The sequence below is a fragment of the Haemophilus sp. CCUG 60358 genome, assembly GCF_001679485.1.
In the GTDB taxonomy this organism is placed as follows: domain Bacteria; phylum Pseudomonadota; class Gammaproteobacteria; order Enterobacterales; family Pasteurellaceae; genus Haemophilus_D.
The window spans coordinates 115,569-142,318 of record NZ_LZOZ01000008.1 but is presented as its reverse complement, the minus strand read 5'-3'; the positions used below and the strand labels follow the sequence as shown (position 1 = coordinate 142,318).

The following is a 26,750-nucleotide window of genomic DNA, read 5'->3' as shown; positions in this document are numbered from 1 at the left end:
TGTTTAAAGATCGGATTACGTTTAAAACAATACTATTTTTGACCGCACTTTAGTTTGGTTTCCATTCGCCGTTTAATACGGTACCAATCACATCATAATCTTTTGTGAACACTGCCAAGTTTGCTACCTTACCTGCTTCAACTGAGCCTAAACGATCATCTACGCCAATCGCTCTCGCAGGGTAAAGATTACTCATACGAATTGCTTCTGCTAATGGAATTTCCACATATTCCACGGCATTTTTAATAGATTCCATCATGGTAATTGATGCGCCTGCAATAGTACTATTTGCATCGTAGCAACGACCATCTTTCACATAAATTGGTTTTCCTACAAAGGTAAAGGTTTCCAATTCAGGTGGTGCACCTGCAGCAGCAAGAGAATCGGTTACAATGCAAAGTTTGTCACCTTTCGCTTTTTTATCTAAGCGAACGTTACCAAAGTTCACATGCACGCCATCTACAATAATCCCCGTGTAAACATCAGAATCTAACACTGCACCAACTACGCCCATTGCTCGTCCTGAACTGATCGGCGACATGGCATTGTGTAAGTGAGTAGCAAACGTCGCACCTTTATGAAAGGCAGCTTTTGCCACTTCATAAGTTGCATTAGAATGGCCAATAGACACGATAATGCCAGCTTTCACAAAATCAGGAATATATTGCACCGTTGGGTTTTCAGCGGCAATTGTCAGTTTAGTGATGACATCCGCATTATCACATAAGAAATCTTTCATCTCAGGCGTCGCTTCACGGATATATTCCGGGCGATGTACGCCTTTTTTCTCTAAGCTCAAATAAGGGCCTTCGATGTGTAAACCAAGCGCTTGATTTTTATGCTTATTCAAATACTCTCGCATGATACTTACTGCGCGTTTGATATCTTCATCCGGTGCAGTAATAAACGTTGGTAAGAAACTAGTACAGCCTGATTTCAAATTAGTCGCTTGCATAATTTCTAATGTTTCTACGCTTGTTTGATCGTTAAACATCACGCCACCACAACCGTTTAATTGCAGATCAATAAAGCCTGCCGTGAGATTATGACCTTGCAAATCAATGGTTTTAATCCCACTTTCTAATTCGCTTTGTGGAATAACGGATTGAATATATTCCCCTTCAATAACCACCGCATAATCTCTTAACACCTCATTTTTGGTGTAGATTACGCTGTTAATTAATGCATACTTCATCATACCTTCCTAAAATCAAATTAAAATTAACCGCACTTATAACACACTATGAATCGCACGACCTTCCAATTCAGTAAAATATTTCACTGTTTTCACTTTTAATTCTTGCAGAGCAGGCTCATCACATACTAAAACAAAATGGCGATGGAGCTGTAAGGCACTCACTGTCCAAAGGTGATTAATACCGCCTTCTACTGCAGCTTGCACGGCTAACGCTTTATTATGGCCCGTTGCTAAAATCATCACTTCTTCAGCATCAAGTAATGTACCCACACCGATTGTTAAAGCATATTTTGGTACTTGATTTACATCGTTATTAAAGAAACGAGAATTCGCAATAATGGTATCTGGTGTTAAGGTTTTAATACGGGTGCGCGAACTTAAAGAAGACGCAGGTTCGTTAAAGGCAATATGGCCATCAACACCTACGCCGCCCATAAATAAATGAATCTTGCCGTAAGATTTAATTTTTTCTTCATAACGACGACATTCTTCATCATGGTCAGCTGTGTTACCATTCAAAATATTGATATTTTGTGGTTGAATATCAATATGGTTGAAGAAATTATTATGCATAAAACTGTGATAACTTTCTGGATGTTCTTTTGGCAAACCCACATATTCATCCATATTAAAGGTCACCACATGTTTAAAACTCACTTCTCCCGCTTGATTTAATTTAATCAATTCTTGATAGGTCTTAAGTGGTGTACTGCCTGTTGGTAAACCTAATACAAAAGGACGTTCTGCTGTAGGTTTAAAATGATTAATTCGATCAGCAATATGACGCGCCGCCCAACGGCTGACTTGTTGTTCATTGTTCAGAGGAATGAGACGCATAATAACCTTCCTTATCCGTACCACACTGACACTCTTTCCTCCCCGCTATAGAGGGAGGAAAGAAGTAAGTGCGGTCACTTTTCCATTAATTTATAAATATTTTGCTTTTAACTCTTTCGCTTTTGCTAATTGCTCTGGTGTTGCTTTTGCTGTCATTGGTTCACGGCAATAACCTGCATCCACACCATCTAGTTTCAATAACTCTTTGATAGTGAGATATAAGCCATTCGCTAAAATGCCTTCGATAAGGTCATTAGTCACGTGTTGAACTTGAAGTGCATCAGCCAATTTACCTTGTTTGGTTAATTCAAAGATTTGTCTTGCACGCACACCGTTTACGTTGAATGTACTACCGATCGCACCATCTACACCGAGAGAGACTGCAGGTACCATCATTTCATCAAAACCAGCCCAAATGAGGTGATTTGGATAAGCTTTTTTCAAGCGCTCTAATAGATAGAAATCCCCAGCGGTAAATTTCACACCAAGCACTTTCGGGTTTTTATAAAGTTCGCCGAATTGCTCAATACCCATGTTCACGCCAGTTAAGAACGGAATTGAGTACACGATCATGTTATTGCCTGTTTCCGCAATAATAGTATCGTAGTAATGTTTGATTTCAGGGAAGCTGAATTTATAGTAGAACGGGGTTACTGCAGAAAGACTGTCATAGCCTAATTCCGTTGCATATTTACCTAATTCCACTGCTTCATGTAAGTTCACACTACCCACTTGTGCGATTAGCGCAACTTGGTCTTTTGCTTCATCTTTCGCGATACGGAAAATTTGTTTTTTCTCTTCCGTAGAAAGCATGAAGTTTTCACCTGTTGAACCGCCTACATATAAACCATCAATTTTCATCTTATCAATGTTATAGCGAATAATTTCACGCAAACCTTTCTCATTGATAGAGCCATCTTCATTGAATGATACTAATAACGCACTAAAAATACCTTTTAAGTTACGCATTTTTCTCTCCTATTTGATACGTTGTTCTAAAATGACATTTAATGTTTTTTGCTTTATTTTGACCGCACTTTCCTGTGATGCCTGTACTAATAAAGCGTAAATCAAATCTAATACGAATAATTGAGCGATCTTCGTGCCGATAGAGTCGCCTTGTAGCTTACCTTGTTTATTCCCATTCACTAAAACAAGATCGGCATATTCTGTGATGGGTGAACGCAAACTGTGCGTAATCGCAATGGTTTTGGCACCGTTTTCTTTGGCGATTTTCATGGTATGAGTGGTTTCTTGAGAATAACCGGAATGGCTCAAACCAATTGCCACATCCTTTTTCGTCAATAACGATGCCTGCATATACATAAAATGATTGTTACCCGTGGCATCCACTTGCACACCGATACGCATCAGTTTATTTTTGGCATCTTCCGCAGTAATACCAGATGTCCCCACACCAAATAAGAAAACACGATTCGCTTGTTGAATGGCTTTTACTGCCTCTTCCAACTGCTCAAAATCTAATAAATTAATGGTTTCATCCATCACGTTATTGATGGCAGATTTCAGCTTATGCGCAATATTCAATGAGTTGTCAGAATCGGTAATATCAGAATCTAATACAGTGTTATCTTTGCCATCTTTTGTGGCAAGCTCGATGGATAATTCCAATTTAAAATCACTGAATCCTTTAAAGCCGAGAGTACGGCAAAAACGTACAAAGGTCGCCTCCCCCACTTCTAAATGAGCGGCAATTTCAGCTAAAGGAGCTTGCACCGCAAGATCGGGATTCAACAAAATCGCATCCGCAATTTTTTTCTCTGTTTTCGTTAAACTACGATATAACGAGCTGATGGTATTTAAAATATTGCCGTTTTTAGCCATAAACCACTCCCGTATTTTTTGCTTGTAATAAGCAATCTTTTACCCAGTAAGCCGCGCCAATCAAGCCTGCATCTTGTCCAAATTGAGCACTTTCTAATTCGCAATGATAAACAGCGGGAAGTTCACTTAATAAAGATTGAACTAGCGGTAAATAACCTTCTGCCAACCCTACGCTACCACCAACCACGACTTTTTGCATGTCTAATCCAATCTTCAAATCTGCAATTAAATTCGCAATAGCTTGGGCTGAACGAGTCACAAGTGCGGTTGCTTTTTCATCATTTTGACGGAAACGCGCAAAGACTTCTTTCGGATCACAAGGATCATCCCATTGAGAAGAAACCGCTTCAATCGCGCGACCTGATGCAATAGCTTCAACACAACCACGGCGACCACAGCCACAAACTGGGCCATTAGGATCGGCTAAAGTATGACCTATATGCCCAGCAATGCCGTTTGGCTCAGTAAGTAAACGATGATTTAGAATTAAACCGCCCCCTACGCCTGTAGAAACAGTAATAAAGGTAAAGTTTTGAACATCATTAGGATTTTGTAGTTGATACTCTGCATAGGCTGCCGCTTGCACATCATTAAGTAAGCCAATTGGTTTATCGGTGTGCTGTGCAATACTGTCTTTTAATGGGAATTGGGCTAATCCACCCAAATTTTTAGGATTAAGTGCGGTCAGAATGCCTTGATTAATAATGCCCGTTGAAGCAACAGCGACATAATCAAACTGCCCTTCATATTCTTTTAACAACTGAGCAAGGGTTTGATGCATCGCTTGCGCAGCATCATCTTGTGGCGTGGAAATCTGTTTTCGCTGTTGAATTTCACCATTTTTCACTATAGCAGAAGCGATTTTCGTGCCACCAATATCTAATGCCAAACAACACTGTAATGTCTGACCACTATCCACTGTTAATGACATATCTTCTTCCTTTATTTATTTTTTCGCTGAATGAATGGCTTGTGCAAACCAGCTTACAATATGCTCTAAGCGAGTTAATGCAGAACCTACGGTCACACAATAAGCACCAATTTCAATTGCAGTTTTCGCCAACTCCGGGGTGTTATAACGTCCTTCCGCCATGACTCGGCAACCTGCTGCTTTCAAATCTTTAACCAATTGATAATCAGGCTCCTCTGGCACAGTACCACCTGTGTAGCCAGACATCGTACTGCCCACAATATCAAAATCGAGTTTTTGACAGTACAAGCCTTCTTCTAAATTCGAACAATCCGCCATGGCTAAACAGCCTAATTCGTGGATTTTTTTGACCGCACTTTCAATATCTACTGGTCTAGGGCGATTTGTCCCATCCACGGCAATAATGTCTGCACCCGCTTTCGCTAAATCTTCAATATCATGCAAAAACGGGGTAATTCGTACAGGGCTGTCAGGTAAATCACGTTTCACAATACCAATAATCGGCACATTCACAGTAGGACGTGTTGCTTTAAGATTTTCTATGCCCTCGATACGCAATCCAGCGGCACCACCAACAACAGAAGCCTGTGCCATGGCTGCCACGATTTCTGGTTTATCCATCGGGCCGTCATCGACAGGCTGACAAGAAGCAATAAGACCAAATTTGATTTTATCTAAGACTTCATTATGTGATAATTTCGACATATAAACTCCTACATTAGACAGTAACACTTGGTTTCCATTTTGGCTTTCTGGTCATTATAGTAAAACGCAGTAAAACTTGCACCATAAAAAAATATTTTTTGAAGTACAATTTCAAAATTTGTGATCGGCTTCTCAATTTTGAGATAAAGTTACCACATTTGTACAAAATATTTTTTTTTACTTTAGAATATGAAGTAATACTTCATTACTATAAATAGGAGAAAAAAATGAATGTGTTAGGTTATGCGCAAAAAATTGGGCAAGCCTTAATGGTACCTGTTGCGGTCTTACCAGCAGCGGCAGTACTGATGGGTATTGGTTATTGGCTTGACCCAGATGGCTGGGGAGCTAACAGTCAACTTGCTGCATTTTTAATTAAATCAGGCGGTGCTATCATTGATAACATGGGCTTGCTTTTTGCCGTTGGCGTTGCTTTCGGTTTATCTAAGGACAAACATGGTTCTGCTGCACTTTCAGGTTTAGTGGGTTACTATGTGGTAACAACTCTACTTTCACCTGGCAGTGTTGCTCAGCTGCAACATATCGATGTAAGTGAAGTGCCAGCCGCCTTCGGGAAAATTAATAACCAATTTATTGGGATTTTGATCGGGGTGATTTCAGCTGAACTTTATAACCGCTTCTATCAAGTAGAATTGCCAAAAGCGCTTTCCTTCTTTAGCGGAAAACGTCTTGTGCCAATCGTCGTTTCTTTTGTCATGATGTTCATCAGCTTCGTATTGCTTTACATCTGGCCATATATTTTCGGCGGTTTAGTGTCATTCGGTGAAAGCATTAAAGACTTAGGCGCTGTTGGTGCTGGTCTTTACGGTTTCTTCAACCGCTTACTCATTCCTGTTGGCTTACACCATGCATTGAACTCCGTATTCTGGTTTGACGTCGCTGGCATCAATGACATTCCAAACTTCTTAGGTGGTGCAAAATCACTTGCTGAAGGCACTGCAACGGTTGGTGTAACGGGTATGTATCAAGCTGGTTTCTTCCCTGTTATGATGTTCGGTTTACCGGGTGCCGCATTAGCGATTTATCTCAGCGCTAAACCAAGTCAAAGAACTAAAGTGGCATCAATCATGCTTGCGGGTGCATTTGCCTCATTCTTCACTGGTATCACCGAGCCATTAGAATTCTCTTTCATGTTTGTTGCACCAGTGCTTTACTTCATCCACGCGGTATTAACTGGTATTTCTGTCTTTATCGCGGCAACAATGCATTGGATCGCAGGCTTCGGTTTCAGTGCAGGTCTCGTGGATATGGTACTTTCATCACGCAACCCATTAGCCGTTGAATGGTATATGCTAATCGTACAAGGCTTAGTATTCTTCGTGATTTACTATGCAGTATTCCGTTTTGCAATTAAGGCTTTCAACTTAAAAACATTAGGTCGTACAGAAGAAGCAGAAGAAACCACTGCAGCACAACCAGCAGCGAGCCAATCTCGTGAAGAAAGAGCGGTCAAATTTATTGATGCTTTAGGTGGTGCTGATAACTTCAAAAATATTGATGCTTGTATCACTCGCTTACGTTTAAGCTTAGTGGACCAACACAAAATTAATGAAGAACAGCTCAAGTCTCTTGGCGCAAAAGGTATCGTGAAAATCGGTAACGATGGCTTACAAGTGGTTCTCGGCCCTGAAGCTGAACTTGTGGCAGAAGCTATGAAACAAAAAGTGAAATAACACACACCAAATGAAATACCGACTCAGAAATGGGTCGGTATTTTTTTGCCAAAAACAAAGTAAAAATGACCGCACTTTAGCTGAGAATTTGTTGCTCGAGTTGAGTTAAATGAAAGTTTGAAAATTGTTTCGAAGGGTGGTGGAACTAAGCAGAATTGGTCTTAACAGCAAGTGGCTTACTGCATCGCATCCCTGCGGGATTTCTACCTAGCCCACCATAGATTTAAAGCATCTCTGGGGTTCCAGTCTGCGATATAAAATTAAAAGATTAAGAATCTTTTAAAAGCCACTTATATATTCAGGAGACCAATCCTGACTTCCAAAGAAACTACATTGGAAGGCAGTGGTATGATAGAAGTCTTCCGCTATTTTGTCAATTAAGATATTGCACTAAAAGAAGTATTTTTTCGCTTTTCGTATAAAAATTAACAAAGGCATTTCAACTATCACATCAATGTAACAAAAACAAAATAACCGTCTTATTAAAGACGGTTATTTTTACTATCGAGTGCCGTAAACCACAATGGTTTTACCGTGCGCATGAATTAGATTTTGATCTTCCAGCATCTTAATTATTCGCCCTACGGTTTCACGTGAACAGCCCACCATTTGACCAATTTCCTGACGCGTAATTTTAATCTGCATGCCATCCGGATGAGTCATGGCTTCAGGTTGTTTTGCTAGATGCATAAGCGCCTGAGCAATACGCCCCGCCACATCCAAAAAGGCCAGGTTAGTCACTTGTCGAGATGTATTTTGCAAGCGTTTTGATAACTGAGAAGTAAGGAACATTAAAATCTCAGGATTAATTTGGATAAGCTGACGATATTTTTTATAAGAAATTTCTGCAATTTCACAAGGGGTTTTCGTTTTCACCCAAGCTGAACGTTTCGAACCTTCATCAAATAAACCCGCTTCACCAAAAAATTGTCCAGCACCTAAATAAGATAAAATCATCTCTTTGCCTTCATCATCTTTCGATGAAACCATCACGCTTCCTTTAATTAAGAAATATAAAATATTGGCATCTTCCCCTGCATGGATTAAGGTCGATTTTGCCGGATATTTATGCAAATGACAGTGGGTTAGGAACCAATCCAGAGCAGGATCGCGTTGCTGATCATCGTCTTGTAACTTTTGTTCTTCAAGTAATTCTACATCTTCTGACATATAAGCTCCTATTGATTCATTTTAGAAATTCCATTTTATCTTTTATATCAATGGATTCATGTAATTCTGACCAAACAATCACTGCACTTCCATTGTGAATCTTATTTAGTAGGTGTTGTTTTTTTTGTTCTAAAGAAAATTCGTGTGAACCATAATCGGTGCCTTCCCTAAGTACCACACTTTCCACAATATTTTCTAAGGTTTCTGTTGGCAGTTCTTGCCATGGAATAATCATATATTTATCAACTAAAGTCAATTAAGCAAAAAGCGGTTCAAGAAAACGCCATTGCTGTTCAAAACTTTGATTTGCGCCTAAACGGAAATTTGTACGGACATAACGCATAAACTGCCCTTCACAAAGCGTCACTAAATGCCCCGCAATAATGCGTTCATCGACGTTAAAACCGCGCCCTTCGCGTAATTTTCGCATTTGTAAAATATTCACAAATTGCATTTCAAGACGATCGAAAAATTGCGCAACACGAGCCTGTAAAAGTGGTTCTTCAAACATCAATGCATGTCCGGTTAAAATACGTGTCAAACCTGGGTTTTTACGCGCAAAGTCAAGGATCATCTGCATAATGTCACGCACTCGATTCATGGTGTTTGTTTCATTACGAATTGATGTGGTGATACGGCTAAATAAATTCGCTTCGATATTATCGATCAACGCTTCAAACATTTTGGTTTTACTTGGGAAGTAACGATAAAGCGCCGCCTCTGACACACCCACTTCTTCCGCCAAACGCGCTGTTGTCATACGCTCCATTCCGCGTTCAGAATGTAGCATATGCGTAAGCACCGTCAACACTTGTTGACGACGTTCTTTTACCGTGCGTTTTTCGATTTTTGGCGGTTTAATTTCCGCGGCAATCTCATCAACTTCTACGAGAGATAATTGTTCTACCATAGTTTATTTTTTACCTGAATGACCAAAACCGCCCTCACCGCGTTCAGTTTCGGTAAATTCGCTGACAATATTGAATTCCGCTTGTACGACTGGCACAAAGACTAACTGTGCGATGCGATCGCCGACTTCAATTTTGAACGATTCATGGCCACGATTCCATACAGACACCATTAATGGACCTTGGTAATCTGAATCAATTAAGCCCACTAAGTTACCCAATACGATACCGTGTTTATGACCTAAACCCGAACGAGGCAAAATCACTGCTGCAAGATTTGGATCGGCAATATAAATTGAAAGGCCTGTTGGGATAAGTTTGGTTTCGCCTGGTTGAATTTCGATGCCTTCTTCAAGCAACGCACGTAAATCCAAACCTGCTGAACCTTCGGTTGCATAGGTTGGTAAAGGAAATTCGTTGCCAATACGGCTATCTAAAATTTTTACATCAATTTTTTTCATGCTTATTTATCCTTTAAAAGAAATCTGTCATACAAAAGTGCGGTCACAAAATTCAACGAATTTTGAACGTATTTTATTTGTGATAATGCTCAACAATTTCAGTGACCAACACTTCTGCCAATTTATTTTTATCAGCTAACGGCAACGCTTTTTCGCCTGTTTTCCAAAAGATCTGCAAGGCATTTTGATCTTGTCCGAATACTTGCCCACCCGATACATCATTGGCACAAATCATATCTAAATTTTTGCGTTGAAGTTTGCTCTTCGCATACTCAGCGACATTTTGCGTTTCAGCAGCAAAGCCCACAACAAATGGACGATCTTTTTCTAAACTTGCCACACTTGCGATAATGTCTGGATTTTTCACCAATTTAAGAGAAAGCTCATCGTTATCATTGGTTTTCTTAATTTTTTGATCAGCAACTTCCGCAACTCGATAATCAGCCACCGCAGCACAGCCAATAAAGATGCGATTTTTGACCGCACTTTCAAGGGAGGCTTGCCACATTTCATGGGCGGTTGTCACATCAATGCGATGAACATTTTTCGGTGTAGCCAGATTAACAGGCCCTGCAATTAAGGTGACATTTGCTCCACGTTTTGCAAAGGCCTCGGCAATTGCAAAGCCCATTTTACCTGAGCTGTGATTAGAAATATAACGAACAGGATCGATAGCCTCACGCGTTGGGCCTGCCGTAATGGTGACACTTAAATCGGCTAAATCCTGCTGAACAGCAAAAAGTGATTGAAGCGACGCAAAAATTTCAGCCGGTTCAGACATTCTGCCTGCGCCCACATCGCCACAAGCTTGAAAGCCACTATTTGGCCCAACAAAATGAATACCTCGCACAGAAAGAGCGGTCAAATTTTGTTGTGTAATCGCCTGGCGGTACATTTGCTGATTCATCGCCGGTGCGAGCAAAATAGGGGCACTTGTCGCGAGACAAATCGTACTGAGTAAATCATTAGCCATTCCAACGGTTAAACGCGCAATAAAATCGGCGCTAGCCGGCGCAATCACAATCGCATCAGCCCATTTGGCCAGCTCAATATGTCCCATGGCTAATTCAGCTTGTGGATCAAGTAAAGATTGAGAAACCGCATTACCCGAAATGGCTTGTAGCGTTAAAGGTGTGACAAATTCAGCAGCGGCTGGCGTTAAAGCCACTCGAACTTCTGCGTTAGATTTGCGTAATAAACGAATAAACTCAATGGTTTTATAGGCGGCGATGCCTCCTGTAATCCCGACAACAATACGCTTTCCGCTCAAGCTCATTTGCTACTCCGCTGCAACTTAATAGAATGGATCTGTTTTGTGTGTTAGTACTTAACAACTTAAGGTCGCCTATTTTACTTCAAATTTCGCCAATAAAAAATTTTATTTTTGCGATCTCGATTTCAAAAATAAAACTAGTTTCTCGCAAAGATTGAAAACATCCTGAAAATTGACCGCACTTTTTTCTTTTCATTAATTAATATGCAAACAAACACTCCTTTAATGCCTCGTGAAAAATTGTTGAAATATGGCGTTGAAGCCCTAGAAGATCACGAATTACTCGCTATTTTCTTACGTACAGGGATTAAAGGCTGCCCTGTCATGGAATTATCACATAACGTGCTGCAACATTTTGGCTCTCTTCGAAGCTTATTAAGCGCAGATAAAGAAGCCTTTTGCAAAGTAAAAGGATTAGGCATTACGCAGTTTATTCAACTGCAAGCCACCACAGAAATGACAAAACGCTATCTGAAGCAAGAATTACTGATAGAGCATGTATTTAGCGACACATCTACGGTAAAGCTTTATCTTCAAGCGGAGCTTCACCACGAAGAACGTGAAATTTTTATGGTGTTATTTCTAGATAATCAACATCGTTTGATTAAAAAAGAGCGGTTATTTTTAGGCACAATTAATGTGACGAATGTTTATCCTCGTGAAATCATCAAAGAAAGCCTTTACTGCAATGCAGCCGCCTTAATTTTGGCTCACAACCACCCTTCTGGCCTAGCAGAACCGAGCTATTCCGACAAAATGATCACACAAAAAATTATTGAGGCTGCTGAGTTAATGGATATTCGTATTTTGGATCATTTTATTGTCGGCAAAGGGACTTGTTATTCTTTTGCAGAACATAATCTGTTATAGTTTTAGGGAATTTGATGATTTTTTTATCGTTCATTTCCATTTAAAGACGGAAAAATCGCTTTTGGACTTGAGAAATGAAAATAAAGTCAGTATAATTTGCGACCTTTAATATAGTAAGTGGGTCGGATACTGCGACCTGACGAGGAAGCAAGCTTAGTTTTAAGCTTCATTATCCGAACCATAAGCTCGAGCTTATATTTAAATTATTGGAGATTATTATGTCTAGAGTTTGTCAAGTAACAGGCAAGCGTCCAGCTGTGGGTAACAACCGCTCACACGCGTTGAATGCGACACGTCGTCGTTTTCTTCCAAACCTTCACACTCACCGTTTCTGGGTTGAAAGTGAAAACCGTTTCGTGACCTTACGTTTAACTGCGAAAGGTATGCGTATTATCGATAAAAAAGGCATTGATGCAGTGTTAGCTGAAATCCGTGCTCGTGGCGAAAAAATCTAAGGAGCTAAAACATGGCAGCTAAAGGCGCTCGTGAGAAAATCCGTTTAGTTTCTACTGCAGAGACCGGTCACTTCTACACAACTGATAAAAACAAACGTAATATGCCTGAAAAAATGGAAATCAAAAAATTTGATCCAGTAGTGCGTAAACACGTTATCTATAAAGAAGCAAAAATCAAATAATTTTGCTGATTTTGAAAAAAGCCCGACATTGTTCGGGTTTTTTTATATCACAAATTCATTACCGAGATTATCTATGCCTGAACTTCCTGAAGTCGAAACAGCCCTACGCGGTGTCAGTCCCTATTTAAAAGGTTTTACCATTGAAAAAATTGTAGTGCGTCAACCACAATTACGCTGGGTTGTCTCTCCTGAATTAACAACGCTCAAAAACGTCAAAATTTTAGATACTTCTCGCCGTGCGAAATACCTCATTATTCATACTGAAAAAGGTTATATCATTGGCCATTTAGGCATGTCTGGCTCTGTTCGAATTGTGCCGCACGATAGTCCTATTGATAAACACGATCACCTTGATATTGTAATGAATAATGGCAAATTACTGCGTTATAATGACCCGAGACGCTTCGGTGCATGGTTATGGACGGAAAGCTTAGGTGACTTTCATCTTTTTCTAAAACTTGGTCCAGAACCACTTTCTGATGAATTTAATGCGGAATACCTTTTTAAAAAATCACGCAAGAAATCGACCGCACTTAAAACCTTTTTAATGGATAATGCTGTCGTCGTGGGCGTAGGAAATATTTATGCCAATGAAACACTCTTTTTATGTGGTTTGCATCCGATGAAATTAGCCGAAAATCTCACACGAAACCAATGTGCCTTACTCGTTGAAACGATTAAAAACGTATTAGCGAAAGCCATTACACAAGGTGGTACAACATTAAAAGATTTCTTACAACCCGATGGCCGTCCAGGTTATTTTGCTCAGGAATTGTTAGTGTACGGAAACAAAGATAAACCTTGTCCTAAATGTGGCACTAAGATTGAAAGTATGATTATTGGGCAACGCAATAGCTTTTATTGCCCTCATTGTCAGAAAAAGAAATAGGCGTTATACACGCCTATTTTTTAGAAAAAGGTACTCCAGAAATGAGAAATTGGCATGGCGAGAAAAAGAGCCGGCAACATATTCGCCACATGGAACATTTGGATATTACAAATGCGAAAGCCCGCCGCAATCATTAGCATACCGCCTACCGCAGCAAAATCACCTCGCATTTCAGGTGTTACAAAAGGAATAATAAACACCGCAGAATAAGCTAAAATCACTTGAACCAATGTTTGTGGCACAAAAATACTTGCCACAGAAATGCCAAGCGATGTGGCAAAGATCATCGCGGTGAAAAAATCTAAAAAGGATTTCACAATGAGGATATCAAAATTACCACTCATCCCCTCATTCATCGCCCCGAAAATCCCCGTTCCACTAAATGAAAATAAAACTACAATCGCAACAAATTTAGATAAGAACTCTTCTTGGCTATGCATGCTACTTGGCTTATCAGGAAACATCTTTTCAACAATACCTTTGGCTGATGATGCCAGTTTATTGATCCCCTGTTCCAATAAAAGCAACTCGCCAATTATCGTCCCTAATAACACCGATAAAATCATTGCTGGCATATTGGTGGTTTTCGCCACCATCACAATACCCATGCCCATGGAACACAAGCCAAAGATTAAGGTTAGATTAGTGCGTAAACGCTCTGGAATGCGTCCACCGAGCGCCGCACCGATAACTGCGCCACTAATAATCGCCAGTGCGTTGATATAAGGTCCGATAATCATATTCTTCTCCAAGTTGACTTACCCTATTATACGAAAAACAAGATGAAAATCGACCGCACTTTTGGCAATAAAAAAGGCATGGTTTCCCATGCCTTTTATTTATTAACAATAAATTACCAGTGGTAACCTGCACCAACTGCTACACCCACTTTACCTTGTGTATCGCTAGTACCTGCTAAACGAATAATGATTTTACCGTTATCTGAAATACGTGACATACCTAATGCCACTGCATTTTGACCTTGGTAATTACCCGCTGCCACAGATACCATGCTCTTACCTGGAATGTAAGCTTGTGGTAATTGAGACGCCGCTAACGCGCTTGCTGTACCTGCATTTACACGCTTACCTAACTTGTTCACTTGACCATTTAACTTATTGATCTTGTTATTCATGTCAGCTTTTACTTCGTGTAATTGGCTGCCGTTTACCGCATCAGTACTGTCTGCTGCAATGCGCCCTGGTGCAACATTGGTAATTTGTTTATTACCTGCATCAATACCATTTTTAGTCATGCTTGGACCATTTTTAATGGTTACGCCATTGCCATCAATCACAGTATCACCCGCAGTGAATTTATTCGCTGTTACAGTATTCACTTTAAGATCTTTATTTAGCTTAACGTTAACACCTTTAGGGTTAGCCACTGTAGTGATATTATCATCACCAGTAATCTCAACTTCATCGCCTAATTTTTTCACATCAGATTTATTACTATCACCAACAAAAGTTAAGCCTTTTGAGCTAATTGCCGTATTAGCATCTGCACCTTTTTGGATGTCATTTTTGGTTTTTTGCGATAAATCAAGATAATAATTAGTCACAGATGTACCGTTGATATCTTTCTCACCTCTGTTTTCAACGACTAATGCTTCTGATGTAGTTACATTCGCTGAAGTATCCTTGGCACTAACACTATAAATAATTTGGCCGTTAGCTCCAATTCTTGATGTAACAGTCGTATTTTTACCCTCTTCAACTTCTGTTTTGGCTGACTTTAATTGTGCTACATTAACAGCATCGGTATCTTTTACACCAGCCGTAACGTTACTAATTGCTTTGCTCCCTGCATCAATTCCCATTGATGTCATGCTTGGACCATTATTAATAGCGACACGATTGTCCTCAATAACAGTATTGCCTGCAGTAAATTTATCCGCTGTCACATTTCCTGCTTTCAAGTCTTTCGTGGTTGAAATCGTGAAGTTAATACCATTTTGTTCAAGTTTGATATTATCACCTGCGATATAGTTAACTGTCGCCCCAGGTGCTACATTCGCAACTTCGGTTCCAGTCACTTCGCCTGTTGTTCCTTCTTTCTTCGTTGCTGTTGCATTCCAGCCTTTACCCACAAGTTCTTTCACATCTTTCAATTGTGAAACATTCACCGCATCTGTGTCATCGGTACCTGCTGCAACATTGCTAATTTTATTACCAGCAGCATTAATGCCAGTTTTAGTGACACTTGGACCACCGTTAACAATTAAACCATTATTGTTAATGGTTGTGTCACCTGCTTTTACACTATCTACTGCAATATTTTTATTTAATGTTACCTCAACTTGGCTTCCGCTTGCTTTGGTAGCGATATTTTTATCTCCCTTAATTACAACTTCGTTATCAAGTTTTCTCGCATCAGTTTTAGTACCGTTATCGCCTTTAAAAGTTAAACCTTTATTGGTGACAGTATTGTGAGCATCCACACCTTTGTCGATATCTGCTTTGGTCTTATCTGACAAATCAATATCATACTTAGTAATTGTTGTATTACCATCTAAAGTCGGCTTGCCTGCAGCTACTTTTAAAGCACCAGAAGTGCTTGTCACACTCGCAGATGTATCTACTGCATCAACTGTATAAGTACTTTCACCATTAGTGCCTGTAGTTTTCGTAACTGTCGTGTTTTTACCCGCTTCCACAGAAGTTTTAGCTGCATTGACGACTTTGTTCAACTGCGAAACATTCACCGCGTCAGTATCAGCCTTGCCCGCTGCAACACCTGTGATTTTATTACCAGCCGCATTAATACCTGATTTAGTGACACTTGGACCATTAGAAATCGTTAAACCATTATCATTAATGATTGTATCACCTGCTTTTACACTATCTACTGCAATATTTTTATTTAATGTTACCTCAACTTGGCTTCCGCTTGCTTTGGTAGTGATATTTTTATCTCCCTTGATTGCAACTTCGTCATCAAGTTTTCTCACACCAGTTTTAGTACCGTTATCGCCTGTGAAAGTTAAACCTTTCTTGGTGACAGTATCATGAGCATCAACACCTTTTTTAATATCATCTTTTGTTGCTTGAGAAAGATCCACAGCATACTCTGTTACTTCTACACCATCCTTATTTTTAGCTGGAGTTTTTGCTGTTACAGAAACTGTTGATGAACCAGAAACCGAAGCTGATACTTCTTTTGCAGAGCTTGCATCATCAATTTTTTTACGAGTTTCTTCATCAATCTTAACTTCAATTCCATTGCCAGTTGCAACTGTCGTTAAACCATTTGAACCTTTGATATTTAAAGATTCACCTAATTTTTTGACCGCACTTCCGCTATTGCCATTAAATGTCATTTGTAAATTACGTACTTCATTAATTGTCTTAACAACATCACCTGCAGTTACAACATTATTTGAATTATCAGCTGCAGCTACATTGCCTTGTCCATCAGTCGTGATATTCGTTGTCTTCACATCAAATTTCACAATGGTGTCATTTGAAGTTTTAGTCACATTCGCGGTAGTTAAACTTCCATCTTTGAAGCTCACTACACCATTATTATTTATACGAGAACGTGGAGTATCATTTTCTTGTATATTAAAACCGCTATTGTTTAATACTGCGTGAAGTTGAGAACCATTTACCGCATCCGTTGACGTCGCAGAAATACGACCCGCAGCGACATTATGGATTTGGCGCTCATTGCCTGCTTTACCAACAGAAACTGCCCCACCAATGCTAGATGAACTTGCTGCAAATCTCACTTCTGAATTTAAACCTGCATCATTTTTAAATACAGCACTTGTTGAGTTAGCATCAAACATATTTGTCCCTGCTTCAGAATCAGCACCTAGGGCAATAGATTTATATGCTGTACTTTTAGCATGTGGTCCCAGAGCAACGGCACTGTTCGCACTTGCATTAGCGAATGAACCTAATGCCATCGCATCTCGATCTGTTGCTTTGGCTGTATAACCTAATGCTATAGCCGCTCGTTGAGTCGCTTCAGAATAAGCCCCTTGAGAAATAGTGAAAGCCTCTGCTGCATTAGCAGAATACCCCATTGCAATAGAATGCTCTATCGCAGCCTTCGTATCTTGGCCAATTGCAATTGAATATCGACCTGATGAATTTGCACCTAAGCCAAACGCCATCGCAGAATAATCAGTCGCTTTACTCCCTTGTCCTAAAGCCACGGTATTTACACCACTTGCTAATGAATTAACACCGATAGCAATTGTTGTCTCATTCGACGCGTTTGAGTTGGCGCCAAAAGCCATTGCATTAACTCCAGATGCCTTTGATTGCACACCCATCGAAACTGAGTTGGTTGCATTAGCCATTGAATCTTGACCTAATGCCATTGACTTTTCACCCAATGCTTTAGCTAGTGTCCCCAATGCCATAGAATCAGTGTTTGAAGCATTTGATGAAACTCCCATGGCGATTGCATTAACGCCATCTGCAATAGAGCCTACACCTAAAGCAATCGCTCTCACACCTGAAGCTGTGGTATTGGCTCCCAATGCTGAGGCATGCACTCCCGTAGCATTAGCACTCAATCCAAGAGCAACAGCATACGATGCATTTGCATTTGCTAGATAACCAATACCGACTGAAACACCACCTTCAGCATTGGCTTTATGCCCCATCGCAACAGAATAACCTCCATTAGCGGTAGACAATTCCCCAATAGCAACATCCGAATATCCAAGTGCCTTACTATTAACACCCATCGTCACCGAAGTTGCCCCAGCACTTAAGGCATTACGACCGATCGCAACAGTTTCACTTGATGAGGCATTTGCTTTATTACCAATCGCAATCGTCCCCCACGAATTTGTACTTGCCGCATCACCAATAGCAATTGCATTGTCGTGAGATGCATTCGTTGAATTACCAATGGCAATAGAAGCAGTACCATTTGATGATGCTTTATAGCCTAATGACAGACCATATCTCGCGGTCGATGTGGCATCGGGTCCAATAGAAACAATTTTATTTTCAGCTGCTGTTGCGTTTAAGCCCATAGCAATCGAATCTGCATGAGTAGTGCTCGCATTTACACCAATAGCAATTGAATTAACACTATTAGCATTCGTATTCACATCTCCGATACCAATACTTGAAGCATTAACATTTGATTCAATAACATCCCCTAAAAAAACTTTTGCTTGTACAGGCGCCATGGCTGCCATTAAAGAAAGCGTAAATGCAGAGAGTTTAAAAAGAGAAGATAAACGTGTCTCATTTGTTACACGCAGTTCTGAGTTTGAAGAGGCTTTTACTGCCCCTTTCGCTAATTCTGATGTCACAACAAATAATTGTGTCGTTTTATTCCAAATAATTTTAAATATTTTGTTCATAATACATTGTTTTCCTCAAGTAATACCGCTCTCAAAACAAATAAATGAGCGGTATATAAAACCGCTAAAGTTATATTTTACCTCCTTATTTACGGCAAGTTAATGTTTTCTTTTTATACTAATCTTTACAAAAGATTTACATTTAAAATCAAGCAAGTGATTGCATAAAAAGGAGTTTAATGAATACGGGTAGCATTCCAAAGAACTATCTCCTTGTAAGTAAAAATGAACCGCACTTTTTAACCTACACACAAATTATCGTAGAGTTAGCATACCCTTTTATGAGTATTTTGATTTTAAAGTTTGATCAACCTCAAACTTTTGGAAGATAACCTTAGAAAAACTACTGCTTTTTGGTATCTTATGCTTGCACTGAACTATTTTTATGAGTGAATTCAAAAGCTTAATAGGAATTGTTTGCATTTAAAATTGTTTTTTATTCTTTCCTAATGGAGTGATTATCGTGAACGCATTGAGAAAAAGCCTTGTTTTGGCCACTTCTTTCGCAGCTTTAGGTGTATATAACTCAGCGATGGCTGAAATGGTATACAAGCCTGTTGAACAACCTGTGGAAGCACCAAACCCTAATTTAAAAATCGAAGCAGTGAATGAAAAATTTGCTGAGAAATATCCTAGCCAATTCAATTCGTGGAAAGCGACTGAAAAAGGCGACAAAATCATCTATGCAGATGAACAAGATCCACGTTTAATCGTGTTATGGGGCGGTTATGCTTTTGCGAAAGAATATAACGCACCTCGTGGTCACGTTTATGCGGTAAAAGACGTACGTGATATTTTACGTACTGGCGCACCGAAAACTGCGACTGATGGCCCACAACCAATGGCATGTTGGACTTGTAAAGGTCCAGACGTTCCACGTTTAATCGCGGAATGGGGTGAAGATGGCTACTTTAGCGGTAAATGGGCTAAAGGCGGCGCAGAAGTGGTTAACTCAATCGGTTGTGCTGACTGTCACGATACTACATCAAAAGACTTTGCTGAAGGCAAACCTGCATTACGTATTGCTCGTCCACACGTTCTTCGTGCATTAGATCACTTAAACACTGCACTTCAAGCGAAAGCAAAAGCTGAAGGTAAAGAACAACCTAACTTAAGCTTTAACACTGCTGCACGTACAGAACAACGTGCTGAAGTTTGTGCTAACTGTCACGTTGAGTACTACTTCGCAGGTGATTTAAAACAAGTAACCTTCCCTTGGGATAACGGTCAAACTGTTGATGACATCGAAAAATACTACGATGATATCGGCTTCAGTGACTGGACTCACTCTCTTTCTAAAGCACCAATGTTAAAAGCTCAACACCCTGACTTTGAAATTTGGTCTTTAGGTATGCACGGTAAAAACGGCGTAACTTGTATCGACTGTCACATGCCTAAAGTACAAGGTAAAGACGGTAAAGTTTACACCGACCACCAAATCCAAAACCCATTCGATGCATTTGATACCACATGTGCAAACTGTCACGATCAAAGCAAAGAAAAACTTAAAGACATCGTCGCTTCACGTAAAAAAGAAGTGAAAGATGTAATGGGTCGCTTAGAAGATCAAGTTGTTCGCGCTCACTTTGAAGCAAAAGCTGCATGGGATGCTGGTGCAACTAAAGAAGAAATGGAACCTGCTTTAATGGATATCCGTCACGCTCAATGGCGTTGGGACTACTCTGCAGCAAGCCACGGTGGCCACATGCACGCTCCTGATGTAATGCTCCGCGTATTAGGTTCTGGTTTAGACAAAGCAGCGGATGCACGTGCTAAACTTGCAGCAATCTTAACTAAACACGGCGTGAAAACTCCGGTTGAAGTACCAGATATTTCTACAGCTGATAAAGCATGGAAAGTAATGGGTATTGATATCGAGAAAGAACGTAAAGCGAAAAAAGAATTCTTAGAAACTGTTGTACCTCAATGGGTAAAAGAAGCGAAAGCCAATGGCAAATTAGCTGAAGATACCGCAACAAAACAATAAAAAAAGAACCGCACTTTGTAACTAAAGTGTCGAAGTGCGGTCATTTTTAACCATATATTTGAGGTAATCAGAATGAATTTAACTTCTTTAATCAGCAAATCGGCAAAATCCCTTGCATTGCTTGCAATGCTTGCGGCAATGCCAATGGCTGCAAGTGCGGAAGAGATGGCAAAAACACCTGCCTCTCAACTCACTTATGAGCCACAATTGGATAACCAACGTGATCCAAACCAATATTGTGCGAAATGTCACAAATTTGACCAAGTTGATAAAAACCAAACTTTAGATCAATCTGGTGGTGAATTACACTTTGGTAAATTCCACGGCGCACACTTAAATCAAAAAAGCCCTAACACAGGTAAACCGATTAACTGTGTAAACTGTCACGGTAATATTTCGGAAGATCACCGTCGTGGTGCAAAAGATGTGATGCGTTTTGATGGCGATATCTTTGGTGATAAAAAACCAATGTACACAGCACAAGAACAAAACCAAGTTTGTTTTGCTTGTCACCAACCAGCAAAACTTCGTGAAAAACTTTGGGCGCACGATGTTCACGCAATGAAATTGCCTTGTGCAAGCTGCCACACATTACACCCGAAAGATGATGCGATGAAAGGTATTCAACCGAAAAATCGTGTGAAACTTTGTGTAGATTGCCACGGCGAACAACAAAAACGCAAAGCGGCAAAAGAAGCACAATCACAAACGCAATCAACCGAACAAAAGGATAAATAATGACAGCTTGTTCACGCCGAAACTTTGTTTCCGGCATGGGGGCATTAATCCTTATGACGGGGACATCAGTTACCTCTTTAGCGAAAGAGGAAAAGGCGGATAAACCGAAACGCTATGCAATGGTACACGACGAAACAGCTTGTATCGGCTGTACCGCTTGTATGGATGCTTGTCGTGAAACTAACCACGTTCCTAAAGGCGTTTCACGTTTGGAAATTCTCCGTAGCGAACCTTATGGCGAATTCCCAAATCAAGAATACGAGTTTTTCCGTCAATCTTGCCAACATTGTACAAACGCCCCTTGTGTGGCTGTTTGTCCAACCGGTGCATCATTTATTGATCCTGAAACAGGTATCGTTGATGTAACTAAAGATCTTTGCGTGGGTTGCCAATACTGTATCGCAGTTTGTCCTTATCGCGTACGTTTCATTCATCCAGAGCATCTTACTGCGGATAAATGTAACTTCTGTCGCGATACAAACTTAGCAGCTGGCAAACAACCTGCTTGTGTAGAAGCTTGTCCAACCAAAGCATTAACCTTTGGTGATATGAATGACCCAAGCAGCGAAGTGTCCCGCAAAGTGAAAGAAAAACCGGTTTATCGCACGAAAGTGGAATTAGGTACTCAACCAAATCTCTACCATATTCCATTCCAACACGGGGAGCCAAGAAGATGACATTAGATTATCCTGTTCCGTTTCACACACCTAATTTGGTGTGGGATTCAACAATCGCTATCTATTTGTTCTTACTTGGTATTTCTTCCGGTGCGGTACAATTAGCGATTGCTTATAAACGTAGTCACAAATTAGAAAATCCTAGCAAAAACTGGATTATCAGAGCAGCCGCCGTTTTAGGTTCTGTGCCAACATTAATTGGTTTAACCCTGTTAATTTTCCACTTGGCACGTCCTTGGACATTCTGGAAATTGATGTTTAACTATCAATTCAACTCTGTAATGTCTATGGGGGTAATGTTATTCCAAGTTTATATGCTGTTCTTGGTATGTTGGTGTGCGGTTATCTTCAAAGAAGATATCATGGCGTTCATCCAACGTTTTATGCCAAAACTTGGCTTTGTCGGTAAAATTATCAATGTATTAGAACGTTTAACTGGTCCTGTAGAAGTCATTCTCTTCATCTTAGCTGCTGTACTAGGGGCTTATACCGGTTTCTTACTTTCAGCATTGATTAGTTACCCAATGTTAAATAACCCTGTTCTACCAGCGTTATTCTTGGCTTCAGGCACATCTTCAGGTATTGCTGCAACCTTCTTATTTATCCTCATTGCAGGTAAATTAAAAGGTGATAGCCATGAATCACACTTCATTCATAAATTTGAAGTGCCAATCATGGTAACTGAGCTTGGTTTATTAGTTTGTTTCTTCGTGGGTCTTTATTTTGGTGGTGGCCAAAAAGTGGTTGCCTTACAGAATGCATTATCTGGCTTCTGGGGTGCAGTCTTCTGGATTGGGGTATTCTTAATTGGTATCTTAATTCCACTACTTGCCAACCTTGCCGTAAAAGACAACTTAAAATACAACAAGAACTTTATTATCCTTGTGTCAATCTTCGACTTAATCGGGGTTCTCTGCTTACGTTACTTCATCTTGTACGGCGGACAACTTACCGTTGCGTAAGGATAAACTTCTTATTTAATCAAAAGGCGTATACAATACGCCTTTTGTTTATTTAAAAGACTAAAGTGCGGTTAATTTTACGTATGTTTTTCATACTTAAAATTAACCTTATTTTGTCAAATACAACCATTAATACTGAAGAATACTATGCTTCCCGAACTCGGATTTCTCTCATTACTCTTTGCTACCACCGCGGCGATCTTACTTTCCATCGTGCCGCAAATAGGTATTTGGCAAAATAAACCCTCTCTCACCAACACTGCTTGGGGATTAAGTTATTGCTTCGGTATTTTTACGAGCGTCTCAATCGGTATTCTTGCCTACTCTTTTGCAACGGATGACTTCACTTTGGAATACGTGGCAGCGCACTCCAATTCTCAACTCCCGACATTTTTTAAAGTCGCCGCCACCTGGGGCGGACATGAAGGTTCCATTTTATTTTGGCTTTTCACATTAAGTCTTTGGTTAGTGGCTTTTGCCTTTTTCTCTCGTAAAAATGACCGCACTTTTTCTGCACAAACCCTTTCTTTACTCGGCTTAATTTGTCTTGGTTTTGCTATTTTCATTTTATTCTACTCCAATCCATTTGGACGTGCTTTTCCTGCCCCTGTAGAAGGGCGAGATCTCAATCCAATGCTGCAAGATATTGGCTTAATTTTCCATCCACCACTGTTATATGTGGGTTATGTGGGCTTTGCCGTTAACTTTGCCATGTCAATTTCTGCCTTAATCTTTAATCGTTCTGCACAAGCAATCGCGCGTGCGATGCGAGCTTGGGTTCTCGTTTCTTGGTTATTCTTAACGTTAGGGATCGTTCTCGGTGCCTGGTGGGCATATTACGAATTAGGCTGGGGTGGCTGGTGGTTCTGGGACCCTGTAGAAAACGCCTCACTTATGCCATGGTTATTAGGACTTGCACTTTTACACAGCTTAATGGTGACTGAAAGACAAGGCATGTTTAGCTACTGGACAACACTCTTTTCCCTACTCGCTTTTGCATTTAGTATATTAGGCACATTTATTGTCCGTTCAGGTGCATTAACCTCTGTTCATGCTTTTGCTTTAGATAGCTCCCGTGGTTATGCACTATTACTTATTTTCTTCTTATTGACTGTCGGCTCACTCAGTTTATTTGCCCTACGCACAAATACCAATGAAAGTGCGGTCAAATTTCCACTCATTTCTAAAACTGGGGCTATTTTAGGTTTAAACATCGTATTGACCGTCGCAACCGTCAGTACCTTCTTAGGCACTTTCTATCCAATGCTATTCCAAGCCATGAATTGGGGAAGTATTTCTGTGGGGGCCCCTTACTTTAATAGTATTTTCTTGCCCTTGCTCACGTTAGTACTTTTTGCCATGGCGGGTACACTTTGCTTAAACTGGTTTAAATCAGACAAAAAACGCTTTTTCAAACGTCTGTTATTACTTATTCCCGCTGCAGTAATTGCTTATGGCATGATTTGGAACGCGTTGCAAAATGACAGTGCGTTACGTTTCCATTTCTTTGCTTATGTATTACTCACCCTCGCTATTTGGGTCTTATTCGTCACCTTATGGCAAAATTGGGCAAAAGTAAGACTTGCTTATTTCGGGATGATTCTCGCACACTGTGGCGTGGCGATTGCCACAATGGGTGCCGTAATGAGTAGTTACTTTGGCAGTGAGTTAGGTGTTAGGCTTGCACCACAACAAAGCCAACAATTAGGTCAATTTGAATTCCATTACGATCGTTTTTCCAATGAAATTGGGTCAAACTTTACCGCCGAAGTCGCTTTCGTTAGCGTGTCAAAACAAGGCAAACCGTACGCTGAAATTGTACCGGAACGCCGTTATTATGATGTTCGAACTATGACCATGAGTGAAGTAGGGTTAGATGCTGGCTTTTGGGGCGATTTATACATTGTTATGGGTGATAACTTAGGCAAAGGAGAGTTCACATTCCGCTTGCATTACAAACCGCTTATTCGCTGGTTATGGCTCGGGGGCATTTTAATGGCACTTGGCGCATTATGTTCAGCCATCAATTTGAAGAGAAAACGTGATGAATAAAAAGTTTATTTTGTTTTTACCGCTGATTTTGTTATTAAGCATTTGCTTACTGCTTTTTGTTGGCTTACATAAAGATCCAAAACAAATTGCCTCTGCACTCATTAATAAGCCAGTACCGGAATTCTATCAAGCAAATCTACTTGAACCGAGTCAAATCGTCAGCCCAAGAGATTTCCCGAAAAAGCCTTTTCTACTTAATGTGTGGGGAAGTTGGTGTGGCTATTGCCAACAGGAACACCCTCTTTTGATGGAAATTTCAAAAGAAGTGCCAATTGTGGGCTTCGACTATCGTGACAAACCACAAAACGGTATTGCAATGCTCGAACGCATGGGCAATCCATTTATACTCACTATTGACGATAGCCGTGGTGAATTTGCGATGCAATTAGGCGTAGATGGCGCACCAGAAACCTATGTCGTCGATGAGCACGGCATGATCCGTTATCGTCATTCTGGCTATATGGATCGCAAAGCATGGCTCACTGAGATCAAACCAAAACTTGATGAATTAACTAAAAAGTAAAATGAAAAAATTAACCCGATTTCTGACCGCACTTTTACTGACGTTTGCCCTTTTTGCTCACGCAGAAATGGTCGACACCTATGCGTTTAAAAACCAAACCGATCGCACTCGTGCTGTTGAGCTGGCAAAATCCTTACGCTGCCCGCAATGCCAGAATCAAAACTTAGTTGAGTCCAATTCACCGATTGCTTATGACTTACGCATTGAAGTCTATAAAATGGTGGATGAAGGAAAAACAAATCAGCAAATTATCGACACGATGACAGCTCGTTTCGGTAATTTCGTAAACTATAAGCCACCTTTCCAATGGAATACAGCACTACTCTGGCTATTGCCTATTTTGTTATTAATTGGGGCTTTTGCATTAATTTTATTTTCTACTAAAAAATCAGAAGGCGAGCCAAAACAACTCGAAAATCAACCTCATACTGCCCCTAAAGAAGAAAAAAGTGCGGTCAAATTTAAAACCAAATCCGCCATTTGGGTCTTTGCTATTTTATTAATTCTTCCCTTAAGTTATTACTTCTCCCTTGATCGTTTTGAACGTGTTCAACAAGGCGAAAAAGAGATGCTTGAGCTTGCCAATAAAAAAACAGATACATCAATGGTGCATCAAAAAGAAGATATGGTACTCAAAATTCAAAATAAAATTCGAGAAGATGTAAATAACCCTGAGCTTTGGGCTCAGCTAGGTGATGCCTACATGCAAAATGATGAATTTGATCATGCACTCATCGCCTATAACAATGCAGAAAAAATTTCAGGCACAACACCCGCTATTTTAGGCTTAAAAGCGACCGCACTTTATTACCAAGCAGGCCAAACTATCACGCCTGAAATCCAGCAAGTAATGGACGAAGCCTTAAAACAGGATAAAAATGAAATTTCAGTCCTCACGTTATTAGCGACTGAGGCCTTTAAAAATCATGAAGCTGAAAAAGCCAAAGCTTATTGGCAGCAATTATTAGATTCGGGTAATGCTGCCGTGGATCGCCGTACTGTCATCCAACGAATCAAAATGATAGACTATTTTGAAAAAGGACAAACCTCACAATAAG

The 26,750-nt window shown here is 40.2% G+C and carries 25 protein-coding genes; 12 read left to right on the top strand and 13 right to left on the bottom strand.

Translation table 11 applies throughout. The features are described from left to right. Positions 1 to 49 precede the first annotated feature (49 nt). The 6 genes from nagA to A9500_RS03220 form a co-directional block, all read right to left on the bottom strand. Positions 50 to 1,195: an N-acetylglucosamine-6-phosphate deacetylase gene (gene nagA / locus A9500_RS03245; RefSeq protein ID WP_065243874.1), complete on the bottom strand. Its 1,146-nt coding sequence runs from the start codon at positions 1,193 to 1,195 to the stop codon at positions 50 to 52. A gap of 36 nt (positions 1,196 to 1,231) precedes the next feature. Continuing rightward, positions 1,232 to 2,035 carry a glucosamine-6-phosphate deaminase gene (gene nagB, locus A9500_RS03240; protein ID WP_065243873.1) on the bottom strand — a complete coding sequence of 268 codons (804 nt, stop codon included), beginning with the start codon at positions 2,033 to 2,035 and terminating at the stop codon, positions 1,232 to 1,234. 90 nt (positions 2,036 to 2,125) lie between these two features. Next, positions 2,126 to 3,004 (bottom strand): N-acetylneuraminate lyase, encoded by an 879-nt coding sequence (gene nanA / locus A9500_RS03235; protein ID WP_005695560.1) that lies wholly within the window; start codon positions 3,002 to 3,004, stop codon positions 2,126 to 2,128. A gap of 9 nt (positions 3,005 to 3,013) precedes the next feature. Further along, on the bottom strand, positions 3,014 to 3,880 hold the full coding sequence (locus tag A9500_RS03230) for a MurR/RpiR family transcriptional regulator (RefSeq protein ID WP_005698439.1): 867 nt from the start codon (positions 3,878 to 3,880) through the stop codon (positions 3,014 to 3,016). Continuing rightward, on the bottom strand, positions 3,873 to 4,811 hold the full coding sequence (locus A9500_RS03225; protein WP_065243872.1) for an N-acetylmannosamine kinase: 939 nt from the start codon (positions 4,809 to 4,811) through the stop codon (positions 3,873 to 3,875). Before A9500_RS03225 ends, A9500_RS03230 begins: the two co-directional genes overlap by 8 nt. A gap of 15 nt (positions 4,812 to 4,826) precedes the next feature. After that, entirely contained in the window at positions 4,827 to 5,516 is a 690-nt protein-coding gene (locus A9500_RS03220) for an N-acetylmannosamine-6-phosphate 2-epimerase (protein WP_065243871.1), read from the bottom strand. Between the two features lie 227 nt (positions 5,517 to 5,743). On the opposite strand from A9500_RS03220, the gene nagE reads away from it, so the two are divergent. Next, the gene (gene nagE / locus A9500_RS03215; RefSeq protein ID WP_014064025.1) at positions 5,744 to 7,210 is read left to right on the top strand and encodes an N-acetylglucosamine-specific PTS transporter subunit IIBC; all 1,467 of its coding nucleotides are present in this window, start codon (positions 5,744 to 5,746) and stop codon (positions 7,208 to 7,210) included. A 501-nt stretch (positions 7,211 to 7,711) separates the two neighbouring features. Here nagE and crp read toward each other — a convergent pair. The 5 genes from crp to coaBC form a co-directional block, all read right to left on the bottom strand. Continuing rightward, positions 7,712 to 8,380 (bottom strand): cAMP-activated global transcriptional regulator CRP, encoded by a 669-nt coding sequence (crp, locus tag A9500_RS03210; RefSeq protein ID WP_065243870.1) that lies wholly within the window; start codon positions 8,378 to 8,380, stop codon positions 7,712 to 7,714. A 16-nt stretch (positions 8,381 to 8,396) separates the two neighbouring features. Beyond that, on the bottom strand, positions 8,397 to 8,615 hold the full coding sequence (locus tag A9500_RS03205; RefSeq protein ID WP_005695554.1) for a YheU family protein: 219 nt from the start codon (positions 8,613 to 8,615) through the stop codon (positions 8,397 to 8,399). A 21-nt stretch (positions 8,616 to 8,636) separates the two neighbouring features. Beyond that, entirely contained in the window at positions 8,637 to 9,290 is a 654-nt protein-coding gene (gene slmA, locus A9500_RS03200) for a nucleoid occlusion factor SlmA (RefSeq protein WP_005698358.1), read from the bottom strand. A 3-nt stretch (positions 9,291 to 9,293) separates the two neighbouring features. Further along, positions 9,294 to 9,749, bottom strand: a complete 456-nt coding sequence (gene dut / locus A9500_RS03195; RefSeq protein ID WP_054419707.1) for a dUTP diphosphatase — start codon at positions 9,747 to 9,749, stop codon at positions 9,294 to 9,296. 73 nt (positions 9,750 to 9,822) lie between these two features. After that, positions 9,823 to 11,025, bottom strand: a complete 1,203-nt coding sequence (coaBC, locus tag A9500_RS03190; RefSeq protein ID WP_065243869.1) for a bifunctional phosphopantothenoylcysteine decarboxylase/phosphopantothenate--cysteine ligase CoaBC — start codon at positions 11,023 to 11,025, stop codon at positions 9,823 to 9,825. 201 nt (positions 11,026 to 11,226) lie between these two features. On the opposite strand from coaBC, the gene radC reads away from it, so the two are divergent. From radC to mutM, 4 genes are all read left to right on the top strand, one after another. Further along, complete coding sequence (radC, locus tag A9500_RS03185; RefSeq protein WP_065243868.1) at positions 11,227 to 11,892, top strand: DNA repair protein RadC; 666 nt, start codon at positions 11,227 to 11,229, stop codon at positions 11,890 to 11,892. Positions 11,893 to 12,110: 218 nt separating this feature from the next. After that, complete coding sequence (rpmB, locus tag A9500_RS03180) at positions 12,111 to 12,347, top strand: 50S ribosomal protein L28 (RefSeq protein WP_005599762.1); 237 nt, start codon at positions 12,111 to 12,113, stop codon at positions 12,345 to 12,347. 11 nt (positions 12,348 to 12,358) lie between these two features. Further along, positions 12,359 to 12,529: a 50S ribosomal protein L33 gene (gene rpmG, locus A9500_RS03175; protein ID WP_005613503.1), complete on the top strand. Its 171-nt coding sequence runs from the start codon at positions 12,359 to 12,361 to the stop codon at positions 12,527 to 12,529. Positions 12,530 to 12,602: 73 nt separating this feature from the next. After that, complete coding sequence (gene mutM / locus A9500_RS03170; protein WP_065243867.1) at positions 12,603 to 13,418, top strand: DNA-formamidopyrimidine glycosylase; 816 nt, start codon at positions 12,603 to 12,605, stop codon at positions 13,416 to 13,418. Positions 13,419 to 13,438: 20 nt separating this feature from the next. Here the strand turns inward: mutM and A9500_RS03165 are convergent, their stop codons facing one another. Next, positions 13,439 to 14,158 (bottom strand): DUF554 domain-containing protein, encoded by a 720-nt coding sequence (locus A9500_RS03165; protein WP_065243866.1) that lies wholly within the window; start codon positions 14,156 to 14,158, stop codon positions 13,439 to 13,441. A 113-nt stretch (positions 14,159 to 14,271) separates the two neighbouring features. Next, positions 14,272 to 18,753, bottom strand: coding sequence for a YadA-like family protein (locus tag A9500_RS03160; RefSeq protein WP_065243865.1), 4,482 nt, complete (start codon positions 18,751 to 18,753; stop codon positions 14,272 to 14,274). A 463-nt stretch (positions 18,754 to 19,216) separates the two neighbouring features. On the opposite strand from A9500_RS03160, the gene nrfA reads away from it, so the two are divergent. The 7 genes from nrfA (at position 19,217) to nrfF (ending at position 26,749) form a co-directional block, all read left to right on the top strand. Continuing rightward, positions 19,217 to 20,740: an ammonia-forming nitrite reductase cytochrome c552 subunit gene (nrfA, locus tag A9500_RS03155; RefSeq protein ID WP_179854547.1), complete on the top strand. Its 1,524-nt coding sequence runs from the start codon at positions 19,217 to 19,219 to the stop codon at positions 20,738 to 20,740. A 72-nt stretch (positions 20,741 to 20,812) separates the two neighbouring features. Further along, complete coding sequence (gene nrfB / locus A9500_RS03150) at positions 20,813 to 21,478, top strand: cytochrome c nitrite reductase pentaheme subunit (protein ID WP_014064034.1); 666 nt, start codon at positions 20,813 to 20,815, stop codon at positions 21,476 to 21,478. Next, a complete protein-coding gene (gene nrfC / locus A9500_RS03145) occupies positions 21,478 to 22,155 on the top strand; it encodes a cytochrome c nitrite reductase Fe-S protein (RefSeq protein ID WP_065243863.1) in 678 nt (225 codons plus the stop codon). Before nrfB ends, nrfC begins: the two co-directional genes overlap by 1 nt. Next, a complete protein-coding gene (gene nrfD, locus A9500_RS03140; protein ID WP_065243862.1) occupies positions 22,152 to 23,117 on the top strand; it encodes a cytochrome c nitrite reductase subunit NrfD in 966 nt (321 codons plus the stop codon). The genes nrfC and nrfD overlap by 4 nt, the downstream gene beginning before the upstream one ends. A gap of 147 nt (positions 23,118 to 23,264) precedes the next feature. Then, positions 23,265 to 25,169, top strand: a complete 1,905-nt coding sequence (gene nrfE / locus A9500_RS03135) for a heme lyase NrfEFG subunit NrfE (RefSeq protein ID WP_065243861.1) — start codon at positions 23,265 to 23,267, stop codon at positions 25,167 to 25,169. Further along, positions 25,162 to 25,692 carry a DsbE family thiol:disulfide interchange protein gene (locus A9500_RS03130; RefSeq protein ID WP_065243860.1) on the top strand — a complete coding sequence of 177 codons (531 nt, stop codon included), beginning with the start codon at positions 25,162 to 25,164 and terminating at the stop codon, positions 25,690 to 25,692. Before nrfE ends, A9500_RS03130 begins: the two co-directional genes overlap by 8 nt. A 1-nt stretch (position 25,693) precedes the next feature. Then, positions 25,694 to 26,749 (top strand): heme lyase NrfEFG subunit NrfF, encoded by a 1,056-nt coding sequence (gene nrfF / locus A9500_RS03125; protein WP_065243859.1) that lies wholly within the window; start codon positions 25,694 to 25,696, stop codon positions 26,747 to 26,749. The last annotated feature ends 1 nt before the right edge of the window (position 26,750 follow it).